The 17,051-nt window shown below is 61.4% G+C and carries 12 protein-coding genes; 4 read left to right on the forward strand and 8 right to left on the reverse strand.

Annotated features, from left to right (window positions below; all coding sequences use genetic code 11):
* Position 1: 1 nt before the first annotated feature.
* Genes mdtC through LPQ25_RS08235 form a run of 3 tightly spaced genes read right to left on the reverse strand, consistent with a single transcriptional unit; the run spans position 2 to position 7,440 of the window.
* On the reverse strand, positions 2-3,079 hold the full coding sequence (mdtC, locus tag LPQ25_RS08225; RefSeq protein ID WP_002912617.1) for a multidrug efflux RND transporter permease subunit MdtC: 3,078 nt from the start codon (positions 3,077-3,079) through the stop codon (positions 2-4).
* Positions 3,080-6,202 carry an MdtB/MuxB family multidrug efflux RND transporter permease subunit gene (locus LPQ25_RS08230; protein ID WP_014907214.1) on the reverse strand — a complete coding sequence of 1,041 codons (3,123 nt, stop codon included), beginning with the start codon at positions 6,200-6,202 and terminating at the stop codon, positions 3,080-3,082.
* Positions 6,202-7,440, reverse strand: coding sequence for an MdtA/MuxA family multidrug efflux RND transporter periplasmic adaptor subunit (locus LPQ25_RS08235; RefSeq protein ID WP_004890806.1), 1,239 nt, complete (start codon positions 7,438-7,440; stop codon positions 6,202-6,204). The genes LPQ25_RS08230 and LPQ25_RS08235 overlap by 1 nt, the downstream gene beginning before the upstream one ends.
* Positions 7,441-7,782: 342 nt before the next feature.
* Here LPQ25_RS08235 and LPQ25_RS08240 point away from each other — a divergent pair, with 342 nt between their 5' ends.
* The gene (locus LPQ25_RS08240) at positions 7,783-9,015 is read left to right on the forward strand and encodes a dicarboxylate/amino acid:cation symporter (protein WP_004233249.1); all 1,233 of its coding nucleotides are present in this window, start codon (positions 7,783-7,785) and stop codon (positions 9,013-9,015) included.
* A gap of 273 nt (positions 9,016-9,288) precedes the next feature.
* On the opposite strand, the gene LPQ25_RS08245 is transcribed toward LPQ25_RS08240, so the two are convergent.
* The 5 genes from LPQ25_RS08245 to yegD form a co-directional block, all read right to left on the reverse strand.
* The gene (locus LPQ25_RS08245) at positions 9,289-9,900 is read right to left on the reverse strand and encodes a helix-turn-helix transcriptional regulator (RefSeq protein ID WP_014907215.1); all 612 of its coding nucleotides are present in this window, start codon (positions 9,898-9,900) and stop codon (positions 9,289-9,291) included.
* A 115-nt stretch (positions 9,901-10,015) separates the two neighbouring features.
* On the reverse strand, positions 10,016-10,156 hold the full coding sequence (locus LPQ25_RS08250) for a small membrane protein (protein WP_004146563.1): 141 nt from the start codon (positions 10,154-10,156) through the stop codon (positions 10,016-10,018).
* Between the two features lie 237 nt (positions 10,157-10,393).
* The gene (locus tag LPQ25_RS08255) at positions 10,394-11,095 is read right to left on the reverse strand and encodes a response regulator transcription factor (RefSeq protein WP_004198790.1); all 702 of its coding nucleotides are present in this window, start codon (positions 11,093-11,095) and stop codon (positions 10,394-10,396) included.
* 14 nt (positions 11,096-11,109) lie between these two features.
* Positions 11,110-12,966 (reverse strand): sensor histidine kinase, encoded by a 1,857-nt coding sequence (locus LPQ25_RS08260; protein WP_014907216.1) that lies wholly within the window; start codon positions 12,964-12,966, stop codon positions 11,110-11,112.
* Positions 12,967-13,255: 289 nt separating this feature from the next.
* Positions 13,256-14,608: a molecular chaperone gene (gene yegD, locus LPQ25_RS08265; RefSeq protein WP_048336775.1), complete on the reverse strand. Its 1,353-nt coding sequence runs from the start codon at positions 14,606-14,608 to the stop codon at positions 13,256-13,258.
* 137 nt (positions 14,609-14,745) lie between these two features.
* Here yegD and alkA point away from each other — a divergent pair, with 137 nt between their 5' ends.
* The 3 genes from alkA to dcd all read left to right on the forward strand — a co-directional run bounded on the left by alkA (position 14,746) and on the right by dcd (position 17,022).
* Positions 14,746-15,594, forward strand: coding sequence for a DNA-3-methyladenine glycosylase 2 (gene alkA, locus LPQ25_RS08270; protein WP_004213673.1), 849 nt, complete (start codon positions 14,746-14,748; stop codon positions 15,592-15,594).
* Positions 15,595-15,708: 114 nt separating this feature from the next.
* The gene (gene udk / locus LPQ25_RS08275) at positions 15,709-16,350 is read left to right on the forward strand and encodes a uridine kinase (protein ID WP_002912442.1); all 642 of its coding nucleotides are present in this window, start codon (positions 15,709-15,711) and stop codon (positions 16,348-16,350) included.
* Between the two features lie 90 nt (positions 16,351-16,440).
* Positions 16,441-17,022: a dCTP deaminase gene (gene dcd, locus LPQ25_RS08280; RefSeq protein ID WP_004151145.1), complete on the forward strand. Its 582-nt coding sequence runs from the start codon at positions 16,441-16,443 to the stop codon at positions 17,020-17,022.
* Positions 17,023-17,051: the final 29 nt, after the last annotated feature.

The raw sequence follows: 17,051 nt of genomic DNA on the forward strand, positions 1-17,051 counted from the left end.
GTTATTCGCTTACCGGTTGAGAGGAGTGACGCGAAAAACGCAGCCGCAGACGGTCAAAGAAAAGATAGACCACCGGCGTGGTGTAGAGCGTTAACAGCTGGCTCATCACCAGACCGCCGACGATGGTGATCCCCAGCGGCTGGCGCAGCTCAGAGCCATCGCCCCCGGAGAGCACCAGCGGCAGGGCGCCGAACAGCGCGGCGAGGGTGGTCATCATAATCGGCCGGAAACGCAGCAGGCAGGCCTGGAAAATCGCCTCTTCCGGCGTCAGGTTGCCGTTACGCTGCGCCTCCAGGGCAAAATCAACCATCATGATGGCGTTTTTCTTAACGATGCCAATTAATAACATAATCCCAATCAGGGCGATTAGGCTGAACGGGGCATCGAAGATCTCCAGCGCCAGCAGAGCGCCCACCCCGGCGGAGGGCAGCGTCGAGAGGATGGTCAACGGATGCACATAGCTCTCATATAGCACCCCCAGCACGATATAGACCGTGGCGATAGCCGCGAGGATCAGGATTACCTGCGCGTTCATGGTCTGCTGGAACACCTGAGCGGTACCGGCAAAGGAGCCGCGCACGCTCGACGGCACCCCGAGCTGGGTCATCGCGCGGTCAATGGCCTCGCTGGCTTCCGACAGCGAGCGGCCGGTGGGCAGGTTAAAGGAGATAGTGGATGCCGCCGACAGCCCCTGGTGGTTCACCGACAGCGGGGCATTGGCCGGCTGCCATTTGGCGAAGTAGGCCAGCGGGATCGGCTTGCCGTCGCTGTTAATGACGAACATCTTATCCAGGGCGCTGACGTCCTGGGTGTAGGCCGGATCCACCTCCATCACCACCTTATACTGGTTGAGCGGCTGGTAGATGGTAGAGATCTGCCGCTGGCCAAAGGCGTTGTTCAGCAGGTTGTTGGCGTCCTGGACGCTGATGCCGAGGCGCGACATGGTATCCCGGTCATAGACCAGGTCCATTTCGGCGCCATTGTCCTGCTGATCCGAGTTGACGTCCGCCAGCTCCGGCAGCGCCGCCAGCGCTTTGCGGATCTTCGGCTCCCACTCGCGCAGCGCCGACAGGTCGTCGGACAGCAGGGTGTACTGATAGCTGGCGTTCGACTGCCGGCCGCCGACGCGGATATCCTGCACCGCCATCAGGAACAGGTTGGCCCCGGGCTCGTTGGCCAGCTTTTTGCGCAGCCGGTCGATCACCTGCTGCGCCGTCTCGTGGCGCTGGTCGCGCGGCTTGAGGGTGATAAACATCATCCCGCTGTTGACCCGCGAGCCGCCGGTAAAGCCGGTGACGTTATCCACCGCCGGATCTTCGCGAATGATCTTCATAAAGTCCTGCAGCTTGCCGCGCATCGCCTGGAAGGAGATGCTCTGGTCGGCCTGAATGCCGCCCATCAGCACCCCGGTGTCCTGCTCCGGGAAGAAGGTTTTCGGGATCGAAATGTAGAGCCAGACGCTGAGGGCGATGGTGCCGAGCACCACCAGGCCGGTCAGCCGGCTATGCTTCAGCACCCATTTTAACGATTTACCATAGCCGCCCTGCACGGCCACCAGCAGGCGGCCAAAGCCGCGGTTGCGCGTCGGCTGGTGGGGCTTGCCGCTTTTCAGCAGCCAGCCGCACATCATCGGCGTCAGGGTGAGGGAGACCGCCAGCGAGATGCCGATCGCCACCGACAGGGTGACGGCGAACTCGCGCAGCAGGCGGCCGGGCAGGCCGCCCATCAGCAGCAGCGGCAGGAACACCGCCACCAGCGACAGGCTCATCGACAGCACGGTAAAGCCCACCTCGCGGCTCCCCTGCAGCGCCGCCTGCAGCGGTTTCATCCCCGCCTCCAGATGGCGGGAGATATTCTCCAGCACCACGATAGCGTCATCCACCACGAAGCCGGTGGCGATGGTCAGGGCCATCAGCGACAGGTTATTGAGGCTGAAGCCGCACAAATACATCGCGGCGAAGGTGCCGATTAAGGATACCGGGACGGCGACGGCCGGGATCAGCGTGGCGCGCCCCGAGCGCAGGAACAGGAACACCACGAGGATCACCAGCGCCACCGAAATCACCAGCGTCTGCTCCACCTCCTCCAGCGAGGCGCGGATGGTCGGCGAGCGGTCCTGGGCGATCTGCAGGTCGATAGCCGCCGGAATGGTCTGCTGCAGCTCCGGCAGGCGGGCGCGGATGCTGTCCACCGTCTGGATAATATTGGCTTCCGGCAGTTTGCGGATCATCAGCAGGATCGCCGGTTTGGCGTTGGTCATCCCGGCGTTGCGTACGTCCTGCACCGAATCCGAGACGGTGGCGACATCTCCCAGCCGCACCGCGGCGCCATTCTGGTAGTGGACGATCAGCGGCTGATAGTCGGCGGCGGTCTTCAGCTCATCGTTGGTCTGCACCTGCCAGCGGTGCGCGCTGTCCTCCAGCGCCCCCTGCGGTTTGCGCACGTTGGCGTCGCTGATGGCGGTGCGCACCGCGTCCAGCGACACGCCCTGGTTGAACAGCGCCTGCGGGTTGAGGTCGACGCGCACCGCCGGCAGGGAACTGCCGCCGACGTCGACATCGCCCACGCCGTCGATCTGCGCGATGGTCTGCGCCAGCTGGGTGGAGGCGAAATCATACAGCTCACCCTGGGAGTAGGTGTCCGAGGTCAGCGTCAGGATCATGATCGGCGCATCCGACGGATTGGCTTTGCGATAGGTCGGCCGGCTGGGCATTCCGCTCGGCAGCAGGCTTTGCGCGGCGTTGATCGCCGCCTGAACGTCGCGCGCCGCGCCGTTGATATCGCGGTCGAAGTTAAACTCAAGAATGATGCGCGTACTGCCCAGCGAGCTGGAGGAGGTCATCTCATTGACCCCGGCAATCCGCCCCAGGGAGCGCTCCAGCGGGGTGGCCACCGACGAGGCCATGGTCTCCGGCGAGGCTCCCGGCAGCGAGGCGCTAACCATGATCACCGGGAAGTCCACCTGCGGCAGCGGGGCTACCGGCAGCAGCCGGAAGCCGAGAATGCCGCACAGGGTGATGGCCAGCGAGATGAGGATCGTCGCCACCGGGCGGTAAATGAAGAGGGCGAAAAACTTCACTTACGCCTCCTCTTCCTGACGCGGGAAGCGGCGCTTCAGGTGCAGCGACAGGCGGTCGAACAGCAGATAGATCACCGGGGTGGTGAACAGGGTCAGCACCTGGCTGAGCATCAGACCGCCGACCATGCCGATCCCCAGCGGACGCCGCAGCTCGGCGCCAACGCCGGTGCTCAGCATCAGCGGCAGGGCGCCGAGCAGGGCGGCGAGGGTGGTCATCAGGATCGGCCGAAAACGCAGCAGACAGGCCTGGTAGATCGCTTCCCGCGGCGGCATGCCCTGCTCGCGCTCAGCGGCCAGCGCGAAGTCGATCATCATGATGGCGTTCTTCTTCACGATGCCGATCAGCAGAATGATGCCGATGATGGCGATCACGTCCAGCTCGCTGCCCGCCAGCCACAGCGCCAGCAGCGCCCCGACCCCGGCGGTGGGCAGGGTGGAGAGAATCGTAATCGGATGGATAAAGCTCTCGTACAGCACCCCCAGCACGATATACATCGCCACCACCGCGGCGACCACCAGCCAGACGGTGCTGCCGAGCGCCGACTGGAAGGCCAGCGAGCTGCCCTGGAACTGGGTGCGAATATCGGTCGGGAAATCCAGCGACTGTTCGGCGGCGAGGATCGCCTCCACCGCTTCGCCCAGCGAGTAGTTGTTCGGGACGTTAAACGAGATGGTGGTCACCGGGAACTGATCGAGGTGGTTCACTGACAGCGGGGTAAAGCGCTGCTCCACCGTGGCGATGGCGGTCAACGGCACGATGCCGCCGTCGCTGCTGGTGAGGCGGATATTCTCCAGCGCCGCCAGGCCCGGCGTCGCCTCGGTATCCTGCTCGAGCACCACGCGATACTGATTCGCCTGAGTGTAAATAGTGGAGATCAGCCGCTGGCCGAAGGCGTTGTACAGCGCGTTATCGACATCGGCCATTGAGATGCCGAGGCGGCTGGCGCTGTCGCGATCCACCTTGATATAGGCGGCCAGGCCTTTGTCCTGCCAGTCGCTGCTGACGTCGGCCAGCTGCGGCTGGGCCTGCAGGCGGCTGAGCAGCGGCGGCACCCAGGTGCTCAGCGCCTCGAGGGAGTTTGCCTGCAGGGTGAATTGATACTGGGTGCGGCTCACCGTGGTGTCGATGGTCAGGTCCTGGGTCGGCTGCAGGTAGAGCGCCACGCCGGGGACGCCGTCCACCGCCTGCTGCAGACGGCTAATCACCGTCTGGACGCGGTCATCGCGTTCATCCAGCGGCTTGAGGTTGATCTGCAGACGGGCGCTGTTCAGCGCCGGGTTGGTGCCGTCGACGCCGACGAAGGAGGTCAGACTCTCCACCGCCGGATCCTTAAGGATAATGCTGGCCACCTGCCGCTGGCGCTCGGCCATGCTGGCGAAGGAGACCGACTGCGGCGCCTGGAGGGTACCCTGGATAATGCCGTTATCCTGGATCGGGAAAAAGCCTTTCGGGATAAAGACCCACAGGATAATCGACAGCGCCAGGGTGCTCAGGGCGACGCCGAGCGTCAGCCACGGATGGTTCAGCACCCGGCTCAGCCAGCGGCCATAGACGGCGATCACCCGTTCGAAGAAACGCTCGCTGGCCCGCGAGAATCGGTTCTGCTTGCGCAGCGATTCGTGGCTTAGCATACGAGCGCACATCATCGGCGTCAGGGTCAGGGAGACCACCGCCGAGATAAGAATAGCGACGGCAAGGGTGACGGCGAATTCGCGGAACAGGCGGCCGACGATATCGCCCATAAACAGCAGCGGGATCAGCACCGCGATCAGCGAGAAGGTGAGGGAGATGATGGTGAAGCCGATCTCCCCCGCGCCCTTCAGCGCGGCGGCCAGCGGCTTCTCGCCTTTTTCGATATAGCGCGAGATGTTCTCGATCACCACGATGGCATCATCCACCACGAAGCCGGTGGCGATGGTCAGGGCCATCAGCGTCAGGTTATTGATCGAAAAGTCGAGGAACACCATCACCGCGAAAGTGCCCACCAGCGACAGCGGCACCGCGACGCCGGGAATAATGGTCGCCGGCACGTTGCGCAGGAACAGATAGATGATCATCACCACCAGGGCGATGGCCAGCATCAGCTCAAACTGGGTGTCGCGCACCGAGGCGCGGATGTTGGTGGTCCGGTCGGAGAGGACCTGCACCTTCACCGATTTCGGCAGGCTCTCGGTGAGCTGCGGCAGCATCTGGCGAATGCTGTCGGCGGTGTCGATGATGTTGGCCCCCGGCTGGCGCTGGACGTTCATCACGATGGCCCGCTGCTGGTTGGCCCATGCCCCGAGCCAGCTGTTTTCGGCCCCTTGTTCGACGCTGGCGACATCGCCGAGCCGGATCGGCGCCCCGTTCTGATAAGCGATAATCAGCCGGCGATAATCCTCAGCGGACTGCATCTGATCGTTAGCGGAAAGCGTCACCGCGCGGGCCGGGCCGTCGAGGCTGCCTTTCGCGGAGTTAACGTTGGCGCTGGTGATAGCGGTGCGCACGGTTTCGCTGGTCAGGCCGAGGGCGGCGATGGCCTGGGCGTTAAGCTTCACCCGCACCGCCGGGCGCTGGCCGCCGGCGAGGGTCACCAGACCGACGCCGGAAACCTGGGAGATCTTCTGCGCCACCCGGGTCTCCACCATATCCTCAACCTGGGTCATCGGGATGGCGGAGGAGGTGACGGCGAGGGTCATGATCGGCGGATCCGCCGGGTTCACCTTGCTGTAGACCGGCGGGTTGGGCAGATCGCTCGGCAGCAGATTGGTGGCGGCGTTAATGGCCGCCTGCACTTCCTGCTCGGCGACGTCCAGCGGCAGGGTCAGCTGGAACTGCAGCGTGACTACCGAGGCGCCGCCGGAGCTTTGCGACGACATCTGCTTAAGGCCGGACATCTGGCCGAACTGGCGCTCCAGCGGGGCGGTGATGGCGGAGGTCACCACGTCCGGGCTGGCGCCCGGATAGAGGGTGACTACCTGAATGGTCGGGTAATCGACCTCCGGCAGGGCGGAGACCGGCAGAAAGCGGTAGCCGATGATCCCGGCCAGCAGGATAGCCACCATCAGCAGAGTGGTGGCCACCGGACGCATAATAAACAGCCGGGACGGGCCGCCGGTGCGGCCTGGAGGTAACACCTGCATCAGGAACGCGCTCCGTGTTTACCGCTCTGGCGCGGGGCGGGCTGCGCCTGCTCGCCGCTGCTGGCGGTGACAACTTCTACCTTCGCTCCCTCGGTCAGGCGGTCAATCCCGTCGGTGACCACGCGATCTCCGGCGGAAAGCCCGGCGCTGATGACTACTTTCTGGCTGTCCTGGATGCCGGGCGTCACGCTGTGTTTGCTGACCTTATTCTCATCGTTCAGCACCCATACGAAATGTCCTTCGTTGCCCATCTGCAGCGCGGCGGCAGGGATCACCACCGCGTTCTGCTGGGTGTCCACCAGCAGGCGGGCGTTAACGAACTGATTGGGGAACAGCGCGTCGTCCAGATTGCTAAAGCGCGCCTTCAGCTTGATGGTCCCGGTGGTCGCATCGATCTGGTTATCGAGGCTCAGCAGCTCGCCGACGCTGACTTTCTGCTTATTGGTGCGATCCCAGGCTTCGACGCTGAGCGTTTTGCCCGCTTTCTGCGCCTGCACCACCGTGGCGATGCTGCTTTCCGGCAGGGTAAAGACCACGTCGATCGGGTGCGTCTGGGTAAGGACCACGATCCCGGTGGTATCCCCGCTGGAGATCTGGTTGCCGATATCGACCTGCTTTAAGCCGACGCGGCCGTCAATTGGCGCGGTAATGCGGGTCCAGTCGAGCTGCAGCTGGGCGCTGGCGACGGCCGCTTCATCAGCTTTCACCGTGCCGGCGGATTCCACCACCAGCGACTGCTGAGTGTCGAGCTCCTGGCGGGAGACGAGGTTGGTCTTCACCAGCTGCTGGTAACGAGCGAGATCGCGGCGGGCGTTGGCGAGGGTGGCCTGATCTTTCGCCAGCTGACCCTGCGCCTGGGCGAGGGCGACTTTAAACTGGCTGGGGTCGATCTGCGCCAGCAGGTCGCCGGCTTTGACCTGCTGACCCTCCTGGAAGTGAAGGCTCAGCAGTTGGCCGTCGACCCGGCTGCGGACGGTGACGGTATTGGCCGCCGTCACCGTACCCAGCCCGGTGAGATAGCGCGGGACCGCTTCTTCGGTGGCGGTGGCCGCCTGCACCGGCGCCAGCGCGGCGCCAAAGCGGCCATGGCGTGCGCCGCCCGGCCCCTGCGGGCCCTGCCCGGCGGCGGGAGCCCCGCTGCCGCTCGTCCCGCGATCGTGCCAGAACCAGTAGGCGGCCCCGGCGATAATCACTACCGCCAGCGCGGCGCCCCAACGACGTATGTTACTGCCTTTCATTAGTTTACGGTCTCATCCTGAAGCGTTTCGCTGAATGATACTAGTTTAGTGAGGGAAGGGGCCGTAAAAATGGAGGAATTATGAAAAGAAGGTTGAGAAATGTCTGGATAACCGCCGCGACGCCGGGCGCTCCCGCGGCCGATATCCGGGGTGATATCAACTTTTAGTTTAAAAAAGCAAAAAATAGTTGTATCCGCGGGGGCTTTAATTAGATTTATGCGGTGAATAAATCAGTGCATTCCCATAATAATAAAATATGCACTTAAAAATCAACATGTTAAATAATCAGGGGTCATTGCTGTGGCAAACGCAAACAAACTCACGCTCTTCATCGTCGTTTTTATGCTGATGGGGATCCTCTCCGGCGCGGCTATCCATGCCTACGCGACGCCAACCACCGTTTCCGCCTGGGCGGACAATATTACGCTGCTCACCGATCTGTTTCTGCGGTTGATCAAAATGGTCATCGCGCCGTTGGTGTTCAGCACCCTGACGGTCGGCATTATGCGCCTCGGCGAGACGGCGACCATCGGCCGGGTAGGCGGCAAGGCGATGGTCTGGTTCATCACCTCCTCGGTATTATCCATTCTCGTCGGGCTGGTGATCGTCACCTTCCAGCACCCGGGCGCCGGGTTAAACCTGGCGGTGCCGAAAGAGGCGGTGGATACCGGCCTGGCGGTCAGCGGCATGAGCCTGAAAGGGTTCCTGTCGCACACCATCCCCACCAGCATCACCGAGGCGATGGCCAACAACGAGATCCTGCAGATCGTGGTGTTCTCGATGTTCTTCGGCATCGCCGGCGCGTCGCTGGGGGAGAAGTTTAATGCTCCGCTGGTGGCGGCCCTTAACGTGGTGTCGCACATTATGCTGAAGGTGACGGGCTATGTGATGTACGTTGCGCCGCTGGCCATCTTCGCCGCCATCTCGTCGGTGATTGCCTCCCAGGGGCTGGGGATCCTGCTCAACTATGCTTCGTTCATCGGCGGCTACTACCTGGCGGTGCTGTTGACCAGCGCGGTGCTGATTGCCGTCGGCTATATGGTGCTGAAAAAAGAGGTTTTCCGCCTGCTGAACATGCTGAAAGATCCGGTGCTGGTGGCCTTTACCACCAGCAGCTCGGAAGCGGCCTATCCGAAGACCCTTGAGCGACTGGTGAAGTTTGGCTGCTCGCGCAATATCGTCTCGTTCGTCCTGCCGATTGGCTACTCGTTCAACCTCGTTGGCTCGATGGTCTACTGCTCCTTCGCCGCGATGTTTATCGCCCAGGCCTATAACGTGCCGCTGAGCTTTAGCGAGATTACGGTCATGATGCTGACCCTGATGCTGGCCTCGAAAGGTATCGCCGGGGTGCCGCGTTCTGCGCTGGTGGTGCTGGCGGCGACGATCCCCAGCTTCAATATACCGGTCGCCGGGATCCTTCTGCTGATGGGTATCGACCATTTCCTCGACATGGGGCGCTCTGCCATCAACGTGCTGGGTAATGGCATCGCCACCGCGATGCTGTCGAAAAATGAAGGGTTGCTGACCGACGAGGAAGCGCAGCCGGACTGGGAAGTGGAGAAAGCGGAAGCCTGATCCTGCCGCGCCCTTTCACTGAGGGCGCTATTCCACACGGAAAAAAAGACCCCTGACAGGCACGTCAGGGGCAATGTGACGAAGTATCAGTTTTCCTCGTGTAGCGTGTTTTTTATTATATAAAGACGGGCGGTAACGTCTTTATACCGAGGAAGCGCAGAGTTTAACGTTATGTCCGCCAGCGCTGGATATTTTTTAGCATCCTGCGACTATTTTCGGATTTACGACAATATAGCCAGGTCAATATCTTATTTTTTTTGTGCTGCTGTTTGCCTACCAGCGCTCACGTAAAAGATTCATAAACTGGAAAAATTCATGATTATTATTCAGGCTGTATTTTTCCATGATCTTATTCTTATGATAGGCGGCGGTGCGGGGACTCACACGCTGCAGCGCGGCGATTTTACTCATATCCAGCCCTTCGAGAATACCGTGCGCTACGGCGGTCTGCGATCGCGATAACACGCGATGCGGACAGCTGGCGCAGCTGAGTTCCCGGCCTGCGGCGTCGGTAGCCGTGGGGGTCATACAATGCTGGAGCTCGCTTTTAATGATCGTCAGCAATTGCGGAATACTGGCCGTTTTTAGCGAAACAAAAATGACCCCTTTCAGGCAGTTAATCATGAACTCATCTTCCGGCAGCTGGTCATAGCTATGGAGGATAATCAGCGAGCTTCCTCTTTTTCTGTTCTTAATCAGGGTATTACACAGGTATATTTCCCCGGGGATCACTTCGCAGATAATGATATCTTCAGCTGACAGATCGGTGTTACGCCAGGAAAAACGCGCCCGTATTTCGCCCTGCGTGAGGTCATTGACCATGGCCACCAGCGATTCACGGACAAAGGCGTTGCGGGTGTTGATGGTGACATTAATGTTTCTCATGGCGTTATTTCCTTACGCAAAACATAACGCCATGCTGTGACAAATCCTCCGGGCGTATGCGGTGTGTTGAAGATATAAAAGTACCTACAATAATTTTTTATTATTTTAAAGTGAATTATTTACGACGCATCGAACGCTTATCGTTAAAAGTAAATTTCTGCCGCCTCCTGTCTTTCAGATAGGAAATAAAACTGTATACAGAGATGCTGAAGAAAAAAATGCATAGCAATAAAACTAACCACGTTTGCATGGCCATCGTTTTTACCCTGATTGTGTTGCATGGTGTCAGAATTTGCCGCGAACGGCTAATACGTTTTGTTATATGCTTTTCTGTCCCGTGAAAATCTTACGCCATCATCCTGATGTGCTAGCACTATAAGAAAGTTCTTAAGGTCATCGTCAGTCTCATTCCTCTCATTTCTCTCAGAAAATGAGAAAAATTAACACTTACGAGTTTTTTATATCCCGCGCGGCCGCCGACGCGCCCCGTCGTTCAGGAAATAAAGGCCAGTCCCTTACCAAAGATTGCGCGAACGGGCAGGTGGATCCCCTGCTGGCGTGCCTTGTGACGCAGGCGGCTAACCACCACGTCGATCCGGTGCAGGTCAGGCTCGCTTTCATGGGAAAACAGGCAGGCATGGAGATCCAGTTTGCTGCACACTTCGTTGCGATTGCGCATCAGGAGCTCCACCAGGCGATATTCCTGCTGGGTTAACTCCAGCGTCCGGGCGTCGGGTGAAATCAGTTTATCCTCGTGCAGACGCCAGCTGCCGGGGGAGACGGCCGGCGGCGTGCCGATCGCCTCCGCAGGCGGAGCCGCCGGACGGTCCTGGCGCAGGCGCGCGCCGAGGGCGGTGAGGGTCTCGGCAAGATGGGCGAAGTTTACCGGTTTGATCAGATAGGCATCGGCCCCAAGGCTCAGCGCCTGCAGTTTATCCTGTTGCTGACCGCGGGCGCTGACCACCACCAGACCGTAGTGCCCCAGCTCATGCAGATAGTTCAGTACGCTGAAGCCATCCTCGCCGGGCAGGCCGATATCAACCAGCACGATATCCACCGGATGGCTGTGCAGTTGCCGCCAGAAGGCTTCGGCGCTACGCGTCCCCCACACCTCGAAGCCGCGATAGCCCAGCCAGGCCAGCAGTTCATCCAGCAGATCGGCGTTATCTTCAATTATCGCCAGCCGTAAAGCCATACGTCGTTCTCCTCTTAAGTAACAGTGGGGAGGGTGAGAATAAAGGTGCAGCCGTCCGGGCCATGCTCGGCCAGCCACAGTTTGCCATCATGAGCCTGCACTATCTGACGCGCAACATACAGTCCGAGACCAGTGCCGCCTGGCACCGGCGATGTGTGCTCGCCGCGGCGGTAGCGCTCAAAGATCAGTTCCGCCTGTCCGGCAGGGAGTCCCGGGCCGTGGTCGCGAATGCGTAGCTCCGTTTGCCCGGCATCGGAATGAATATCGATGGCGATTTCACCGGGGGGCGAATACTTGACGGCGTTATCCAGCAGATTAGCGATGGCGATGCACAGCAGGCCGGCATCGGCCTGCAGCTGCGGGCTTTCCACCGCGCCGTGCTGGCGGATGTTTAGGTAGTGATCATGGGAGATGGCCACCACCGAGGCGGCCATGTTGATCACCGTCAGCAGGGCGGTCTGCTGGCGCTCGACGTGCAGATCGTGGGAGGCGAGCCGGGCGTCGGCAAGGCAGTTATCGGTGAGCTGCACCAGGCGGGTGGCGGCGCGGCCAATGCGATCGAAGCGCGCCTCCTGGCTGGTCGAGGCCGCCGAGAGGCGAAGATTCTCCAGCGCCGCCTGGATCACCGCCAGCGGGGTGCGGAATTCGTGCGCCACCATGCCCATAAACTGCCGCTGGTGGAAGCTGGCTTCACGCTCAATCTGCAGTTCGCGCGCCAGGCGCTGCTTCTGCTCCAGCTGGCGGTTTTCAGCACGCACCCGCAGAATGGCAATGATCAGCACCGTAATGATGTGGACGATCAGCGCGTACTGCCAGAGGGAATAGATCGCCATATGGAACGGGATAATCCCATGGATCGACAACTGCACCAGCACCGCGGCGGCGACATAGAACGGCGGCAGCAGACCCAGCAGCAGGGTGGTACGGTCGATAGCTTTTTTGCGCCACAGCCACCAGGAGGTGAACAGCAGCACCGGGGTGATAATGATGAATACTACCCCTTCAATCTGCATCGCGAAGCCGTAAAACCCGAGCGGAATACTGACCTGCAGCACCAGGTTGAGTATCACGGCGGCAATCAGCAGCTGATGAAGTCGCGGCATATTCTTCTTCAGATCAAAAATCTCGCTGTGCAGCCAGAGGGCGGTGGCATAGCTGAACAGCGAGAGGCTACTGATCATAAAATCCTGGAAGGGCAGCGCGGCGTGGCCGAAGAACCACTCCGGGAAGCCGTGCAGAGCGGCCACCAGCGGATAATTGAGCGAGAAAAGACAGATCCCCCATAGCAGACGCCGGCGCAGGGCCAGCGCCAGCCAAAGCGCCACACCGCTGGCCACAGCGGCCAGGCCGAAGTAGAAGCTCCAGAAAGCGGTGTCAGCGGTGGCCCGCTGCACAAACGCCTGCGCAGAGGAGAGCGAGGCCAGCAGGATCAGGGTGCTGGTGCTCTGCAGGCGAAAGACCAGCTCATAGCCGGCGTCGGTTGGCGGAGGGGGCAGTATCAGCACCCTTTCCCGATAATGCAGATCGCTTCCGCGGGCGCCGTCGCGATCGCCAAAGATGCGCTGCGTCCACGGGCCATCGCTGCCCAGTGGCCGGTAGTAAATGGTCAGATGGTCGACGAAAGTGGGGCCCAGCTGCAGCCAACGCGGCTCCCCGGCAAACCACGTGCCCGGCAGCTCGCTGCGCAGCCACCAGGTTTTTCGCGAATAACCAAAGGAGGGGATCTGCCGGGTGGTGGCGAGCTGGTCTGCGGGCAGGGCGGCAAAGCGATCGAGGGTCATCTGGCCGCTGTCGTCGGCGTACCACTGGACCGGAATATCAATCCCCACCTGGCGCGTCGCCGCCTGCGCCTGCGGGGCGACCAGCAGCAAGAGTAATCCACAGCTGAGCAGCCAGCCTGCCAGGAGCCGCGGCCGGCAACGCCGGACCGCCGCGAAGATCGCAGACACCCTTTTCAATCACGCCCCCTTGCGGCATGCAAAGATTACTGACCGCAGACGTCTGGCTACGGTATGGATAATACGCCCCCGGAAGCGGGGGAGAGTGGACAGGCCTGTCCGGACGAACAGGCCATTTTGCGTGGGAGACCAGGAATATTCCAGCGTAATCTGCAGCGCCAGGATCAGGACAGACCTGCTGCGCGGCAGCGCCGGGCGAGGGCTAGCGGAAAACCACCTGCGCCCAGCGGGCCAGCCCGGCGGTCACCGAGCCAAAATCATCGCCGCCGGCCAGCGGAATACCCGGCAGCTGAGCGGCCAGCGCCTTTTTGATCAGCGGCGAACGGGCGCTGCCGCCGGTAAGATAGATCACATCCGGGGTGGTCTGGCTGCTGTCGAGCGCGAGCTGCACCTGTTCCATAATGCGGGTCAGGGGCTGATCCAGCGCGGCTTCCAGACCCTGCTGGGCGATGGCGGTGGCCAGATCGTCCTGAATAAACGGCAGCGCGGTTTCGACGCTGGCGGCTCTGGAGAGGGCGATTTTGCTCTCTTCGGCGCTGCGCACCAGACGATAGCTGAGACGCTGGCGCCAGACCTTCAGCAGCAGAGCCACCTTGTCGGCATCCCGGGCGCTGCGCAGCAGATCGTTCAGCAGGCGGCCGTTGGCGGTGCTGTAGAAATCGCTCTGCGCCGGCACGTCGTTGATCGCCACCGCGTTCCACCACGGGAGGATCGGCAGCGCGGTGCCTTTTTCCGTTTCGCCGCCCATGCCGAGGAGGGGCATCAGGCATTTGAAGGCCAGGGCAATGTCGAGATCGTTACCGCCGATGCGGCAGCCGCTGTGGCCGAGCAGGCTCTGCTGTCGGTCGGCGCGCTCCCGCCACTGCGGGCCCATCAGCAGCAGGGAGCAGTCGGTGGTCCCGCCGCCGATATCGACGACCAGCACCCGCTTTTCTTCACTGAGGGTCGCTTCGAAATCGAGCCCGGCGGCCACCGGTTCAAACTGAAAGACCACATCGCGGAAACCGGCGCGGTGGGCGGCCCGCTCAAGGATCCCCTGCGCCTGGGCGTTCGCCTCATCGCCGCCGAGGCCCTGGAAGTTAATCGGTCGGCCAATCACCGCCTGGTCGATCTGCTCGGGCAGCTGGCTTTCGGCCTGCAGCTTGATATGCAGCATCATGGCGCAGACCAGGTCTTCAAACAGGGCCACCTGCTGCGGCTTCAGCCCGCTGGCGCCGAGGAAGGATTTGGGCGATTTAACGAAGTAGACCTCTTCCGGATCTTCAACATACTGCTGCAGCGAGGCGAGACCGAACTGCACGCTGTTGCGCAGCACCTCGATGTCTTCGTCGCGGTTGGCTGCAATGGCCCGACGCAGCAGCGCCTGGTTTTCGTCGCTGTGGGTGGGGACATCATGATGGCGATAGAGCCACTCGCTGACCGCTTCGCGCGTCGGCGCGCAGAGCATGGAGGGCAACAGGGCGCTGCCGTTTTCCAGCGTTAACAGCTGGGGGGTATTTTCCCGCATCACGGCCACCGAACAGTTGGCGGTGCCGTAGTCAAAACCAATAAACATCGTCTGCAAAATCCCCATGCCGGTGAAGAAGGGGGGCGACTTTAGCGGATCGTCGCCATGCCGACAACCGGAATTTAAAAGCAAGGCGCTGATGGTCAAGGGCGACTATCATTGAAACGCTATATAAAGGAGAGCTTATGGTGCTGTTACCCTGGACCCCGCCCTATGACTGGGCGTGGATGGTTGGTTTTCTGCAGGCGCGCGCGGTTGCCGGCGTCGAGCGTTTTCACGATGGGGGCTACAGCCGCAGCTTTGGCGTGGAAGGCCACCGCGGGCTGATTCATCTGGCGCCGGACGAAGAGGCGCAGGGCCTGCGGGTGACCCTTTCCCCGGGACTGCAGCCGGTGGCGGAGATCTGCTATGCGCGAATTGGCCAGCTGTTTGATTTAGCCTGCGACCCGCGGCAGGTCGCTCGCACGCTGGGCGACCTGGCGCAGGCGCGGCCGGGGCTGCGCCTGCCGGGGGCGCTGGATGCCTTCGAGCAGGCGGTGCGCGCGGTGCTGGGCCAGCTGGTGAGCGTGGCGATGGCCGCCCGGCTCACCGCCAAAGTGGCGGCTGGCTGGGGCGAACCGCTGGCGGAGGCGCCTGGATATGTCTTGTTCCCGACGCCAGAGGCGCTGTCCCGGGCCGATCCGCAGGCGCTGAAGGCGCTGGGGATGCCGCTGCGACGCGCGGAGGCGCTGATCCACCTCGCCCGGGCGGCGCTCAGCGGCGAGCTGCCCCTGACGGCGCCGGCGGATATTGACGCCGGGCTGCGTCAACTGCAGACCCTGCCTGGGATTGGCCGCTGGACGGCAAACTACTTTGCCCTGCGCGGCTGGCAGGCGAAAGATATCTTTTTGCCAGATGATTACCTGATTAAACAGCGCTTTCCGGGAATGACCCCGGCCGCCATCGCCCGCTATGCCCGCCGCTGGCAGCCGATGCGATCCTACGCGCTGTTGCATATCTGGTATACCGATGACTGGGCGCCGGCGGCGGAATAGCCGCCCGGGGCGCATACCACTGGTATCGGGACGCTGAAATCCCTATAATTGCCGCGTTTGGCGGTCCGCCGCCACCCTCCATCTCTATCCAGGTTAATCAGGTCGCAAAAATTTATGACTGATATGTCCCATCAGTGCGTCATTGTAGGCATCGCCGGCGCATCGGCTTCTGGCAAAAGTCTTATCGCCAGTACTCTCTATCGCGAATTGCGTGAACAAGTTGGCGACGAACATATTGGCGTCATTCCGGAAGACAGCTATTACAAAGATCAAAGCCATCTGTCGATGGAAGAGCGCGTCAAAACCAACTATGACCACCCGAGCTCAATGGACCACAGTCTGTTGTTCCAGCATTTGCAGATGCTGAAAAGCGGCCAGCCGATTGAACTGCCGGTCTATAGCTACGTCGAGCATACCCGCACGCCGAACACCATTCACGTCGAGCCGAAGAAGGTGATTATCCTTGAAGGGATCCTGCTGCTGACCGATGCGCGCCTGCGTAACGAGCTCAACTTCTCTATTTTCGTCGACACCCCTCTCGATATTTGCCTGATGCGCCGTATTAAGCGCGACGTTAACGAGCGCGGCCGCTCCATGGACTCGGTGATGGCCCAGTATCAGAAAACCGTGCGCCCGATGTTCCTGCAGTTTATTGAACCGTCGAAGCAGTATGCCGACATCATCGTGCCGCGCGGCGGCAAAAACCGCATCGCTATTGATATTCTGAAGGCCAAAATCAGTCAGTTCTTTGAATAACCTGGCCGAATTGTGTAACGTGCAAAGAGTAGCCCTGTTGCCCTCTCCGCCGCGAAGCGTGCGGGAAGCAGCCTTATAAGGAGAAAGCCCATGCGTCTGTGTGACCGAGATATCGAAGCCTGGTTGGATGAAGGGCGACTCGCCATCAATCCGCGTCCGCCCGTTGAGCGTATTAATGGCGCGACGGTTGATGTACGGCTGGGTAATAAATTTCGCACCTTCCGTGGCCACACGGCGCCGTTTATCGATTTAAGCGGCCCGAAGGCCGAGGTCAGCGCCGCGCTGGACCGGGTGATGAGCGAAGAGATCGTCCTGCCGGAAGGGGAAGCCTTTTTCCTGCATCCGGGCGAACTGGCGCTGGCGGTGACCTACGAGTCTGTCACCCTGCCTGCCGACCTGGTAGGCTGGCTGGACGGACGCTCCTCGCTGGCGCGCCTGGGGCTGATGGTGCACGTTACCGCGCACCGTATCGATCCAGGCTGGTCCGGCTGCATCGTGCTTGAGTTTTACAACTCCGGTAAGCTGCCGCTGGCGCTGCGCCCGGGGATGCCCATCGGCGCGCTGAGCTTTGAACCGTTATCGGGCCCGGCGGCCCGGCCGTATAACCGCCGTGAAGACGCCAAATATCGCGACCAGCAGGGCGCGGTGGCGAGCCGAATCGACAAGGATTGATAACGTCAACGGGGTGTTGCTGAGGGTGC

It is taken from the genome of Klebsiella sp. KPN54798 (assembly GCF_021184225.1).
Lineage (GTDB): Bacteria > Pseudomonadota > Gammaproteobacteria > Enterobacterales > Enterobacteriaceae > Klebsiella > Klebsiella pneumoniae.

Excerpts from the sequence above, each read along its gene's own strand:
- LPQ25_RS08245 (WP_014907215.1), bottom strand. The coding sequence starts at position 9,900 with ATGAGAAACATTAATGTCACCATCAACACCCGCAACGCCTTTGTCCGT.
- udk (WP_002912442.1), top strand. The coding sequence starts at position 15,709 with ATGACTGATATGTCCCATCAGTGCGTCATTGTAGGCATCGCCGGCGCA.
- LPQ25_RS08235 (WP_004890806.1), bottom strand. The coding sequence starts at position 7,440 with ATGAAAGGCAGTAACATACGTCGTTGGGGCGCCGCGCTGGCGGTAGTG.
- LPQ25_RS08255 (WP_004198790.1), bottom strand. The coding sequence starts at position 11,095 with ATGGCTTTACGGCTGGCGATAATTGAAGATAACGCCGATCTGCTGGAT.
- LPQ25_RS08230 (WP_014907214.1), bottom strand. The coding sequence starts at position 6,202 with ATGCAGGTGTTACCTCCAGGCCGCACCGGCGGCCCGTCCCGGCTGTTT.
- alkA (WP_004213673.1), top strand. The coding sequence starts at position 14,746 with ATGGTGCTGTTACCCTGGACCCCGCCCTATGACTGGGCGTGGATGGTT.
- dcd (WP_004151145.1), top strand. The coding sequence starts at position 16,441 with ATGCGTCTGTGTGACCGAGATATCGAAGCCTGGTTGGATGAAGGGCGA.
- LPQ25_RS08250 (WP_004146563.1), bottom strand. The coding sequence starts at position 10,156 with ATGGCCATGCAAACGTGGTTAGTTTTATTGCTATGCATTTTTTTCTTC.
- LPQ25_RS08240 (WP_004233249.1), top strand. The coding sequence starts at position 7,783 with ATGCTGATGGGGATCCTCTCCGGCGCGGCTATCCATGCCTACGCGACG.
- yegD (WP_048336775.1), bottom strand. The coding sequence starts at position 14,608 with ATGTTTATTGGTTTTGACTACGGCACCGCCAACTGTTCGGTGGCCGTG.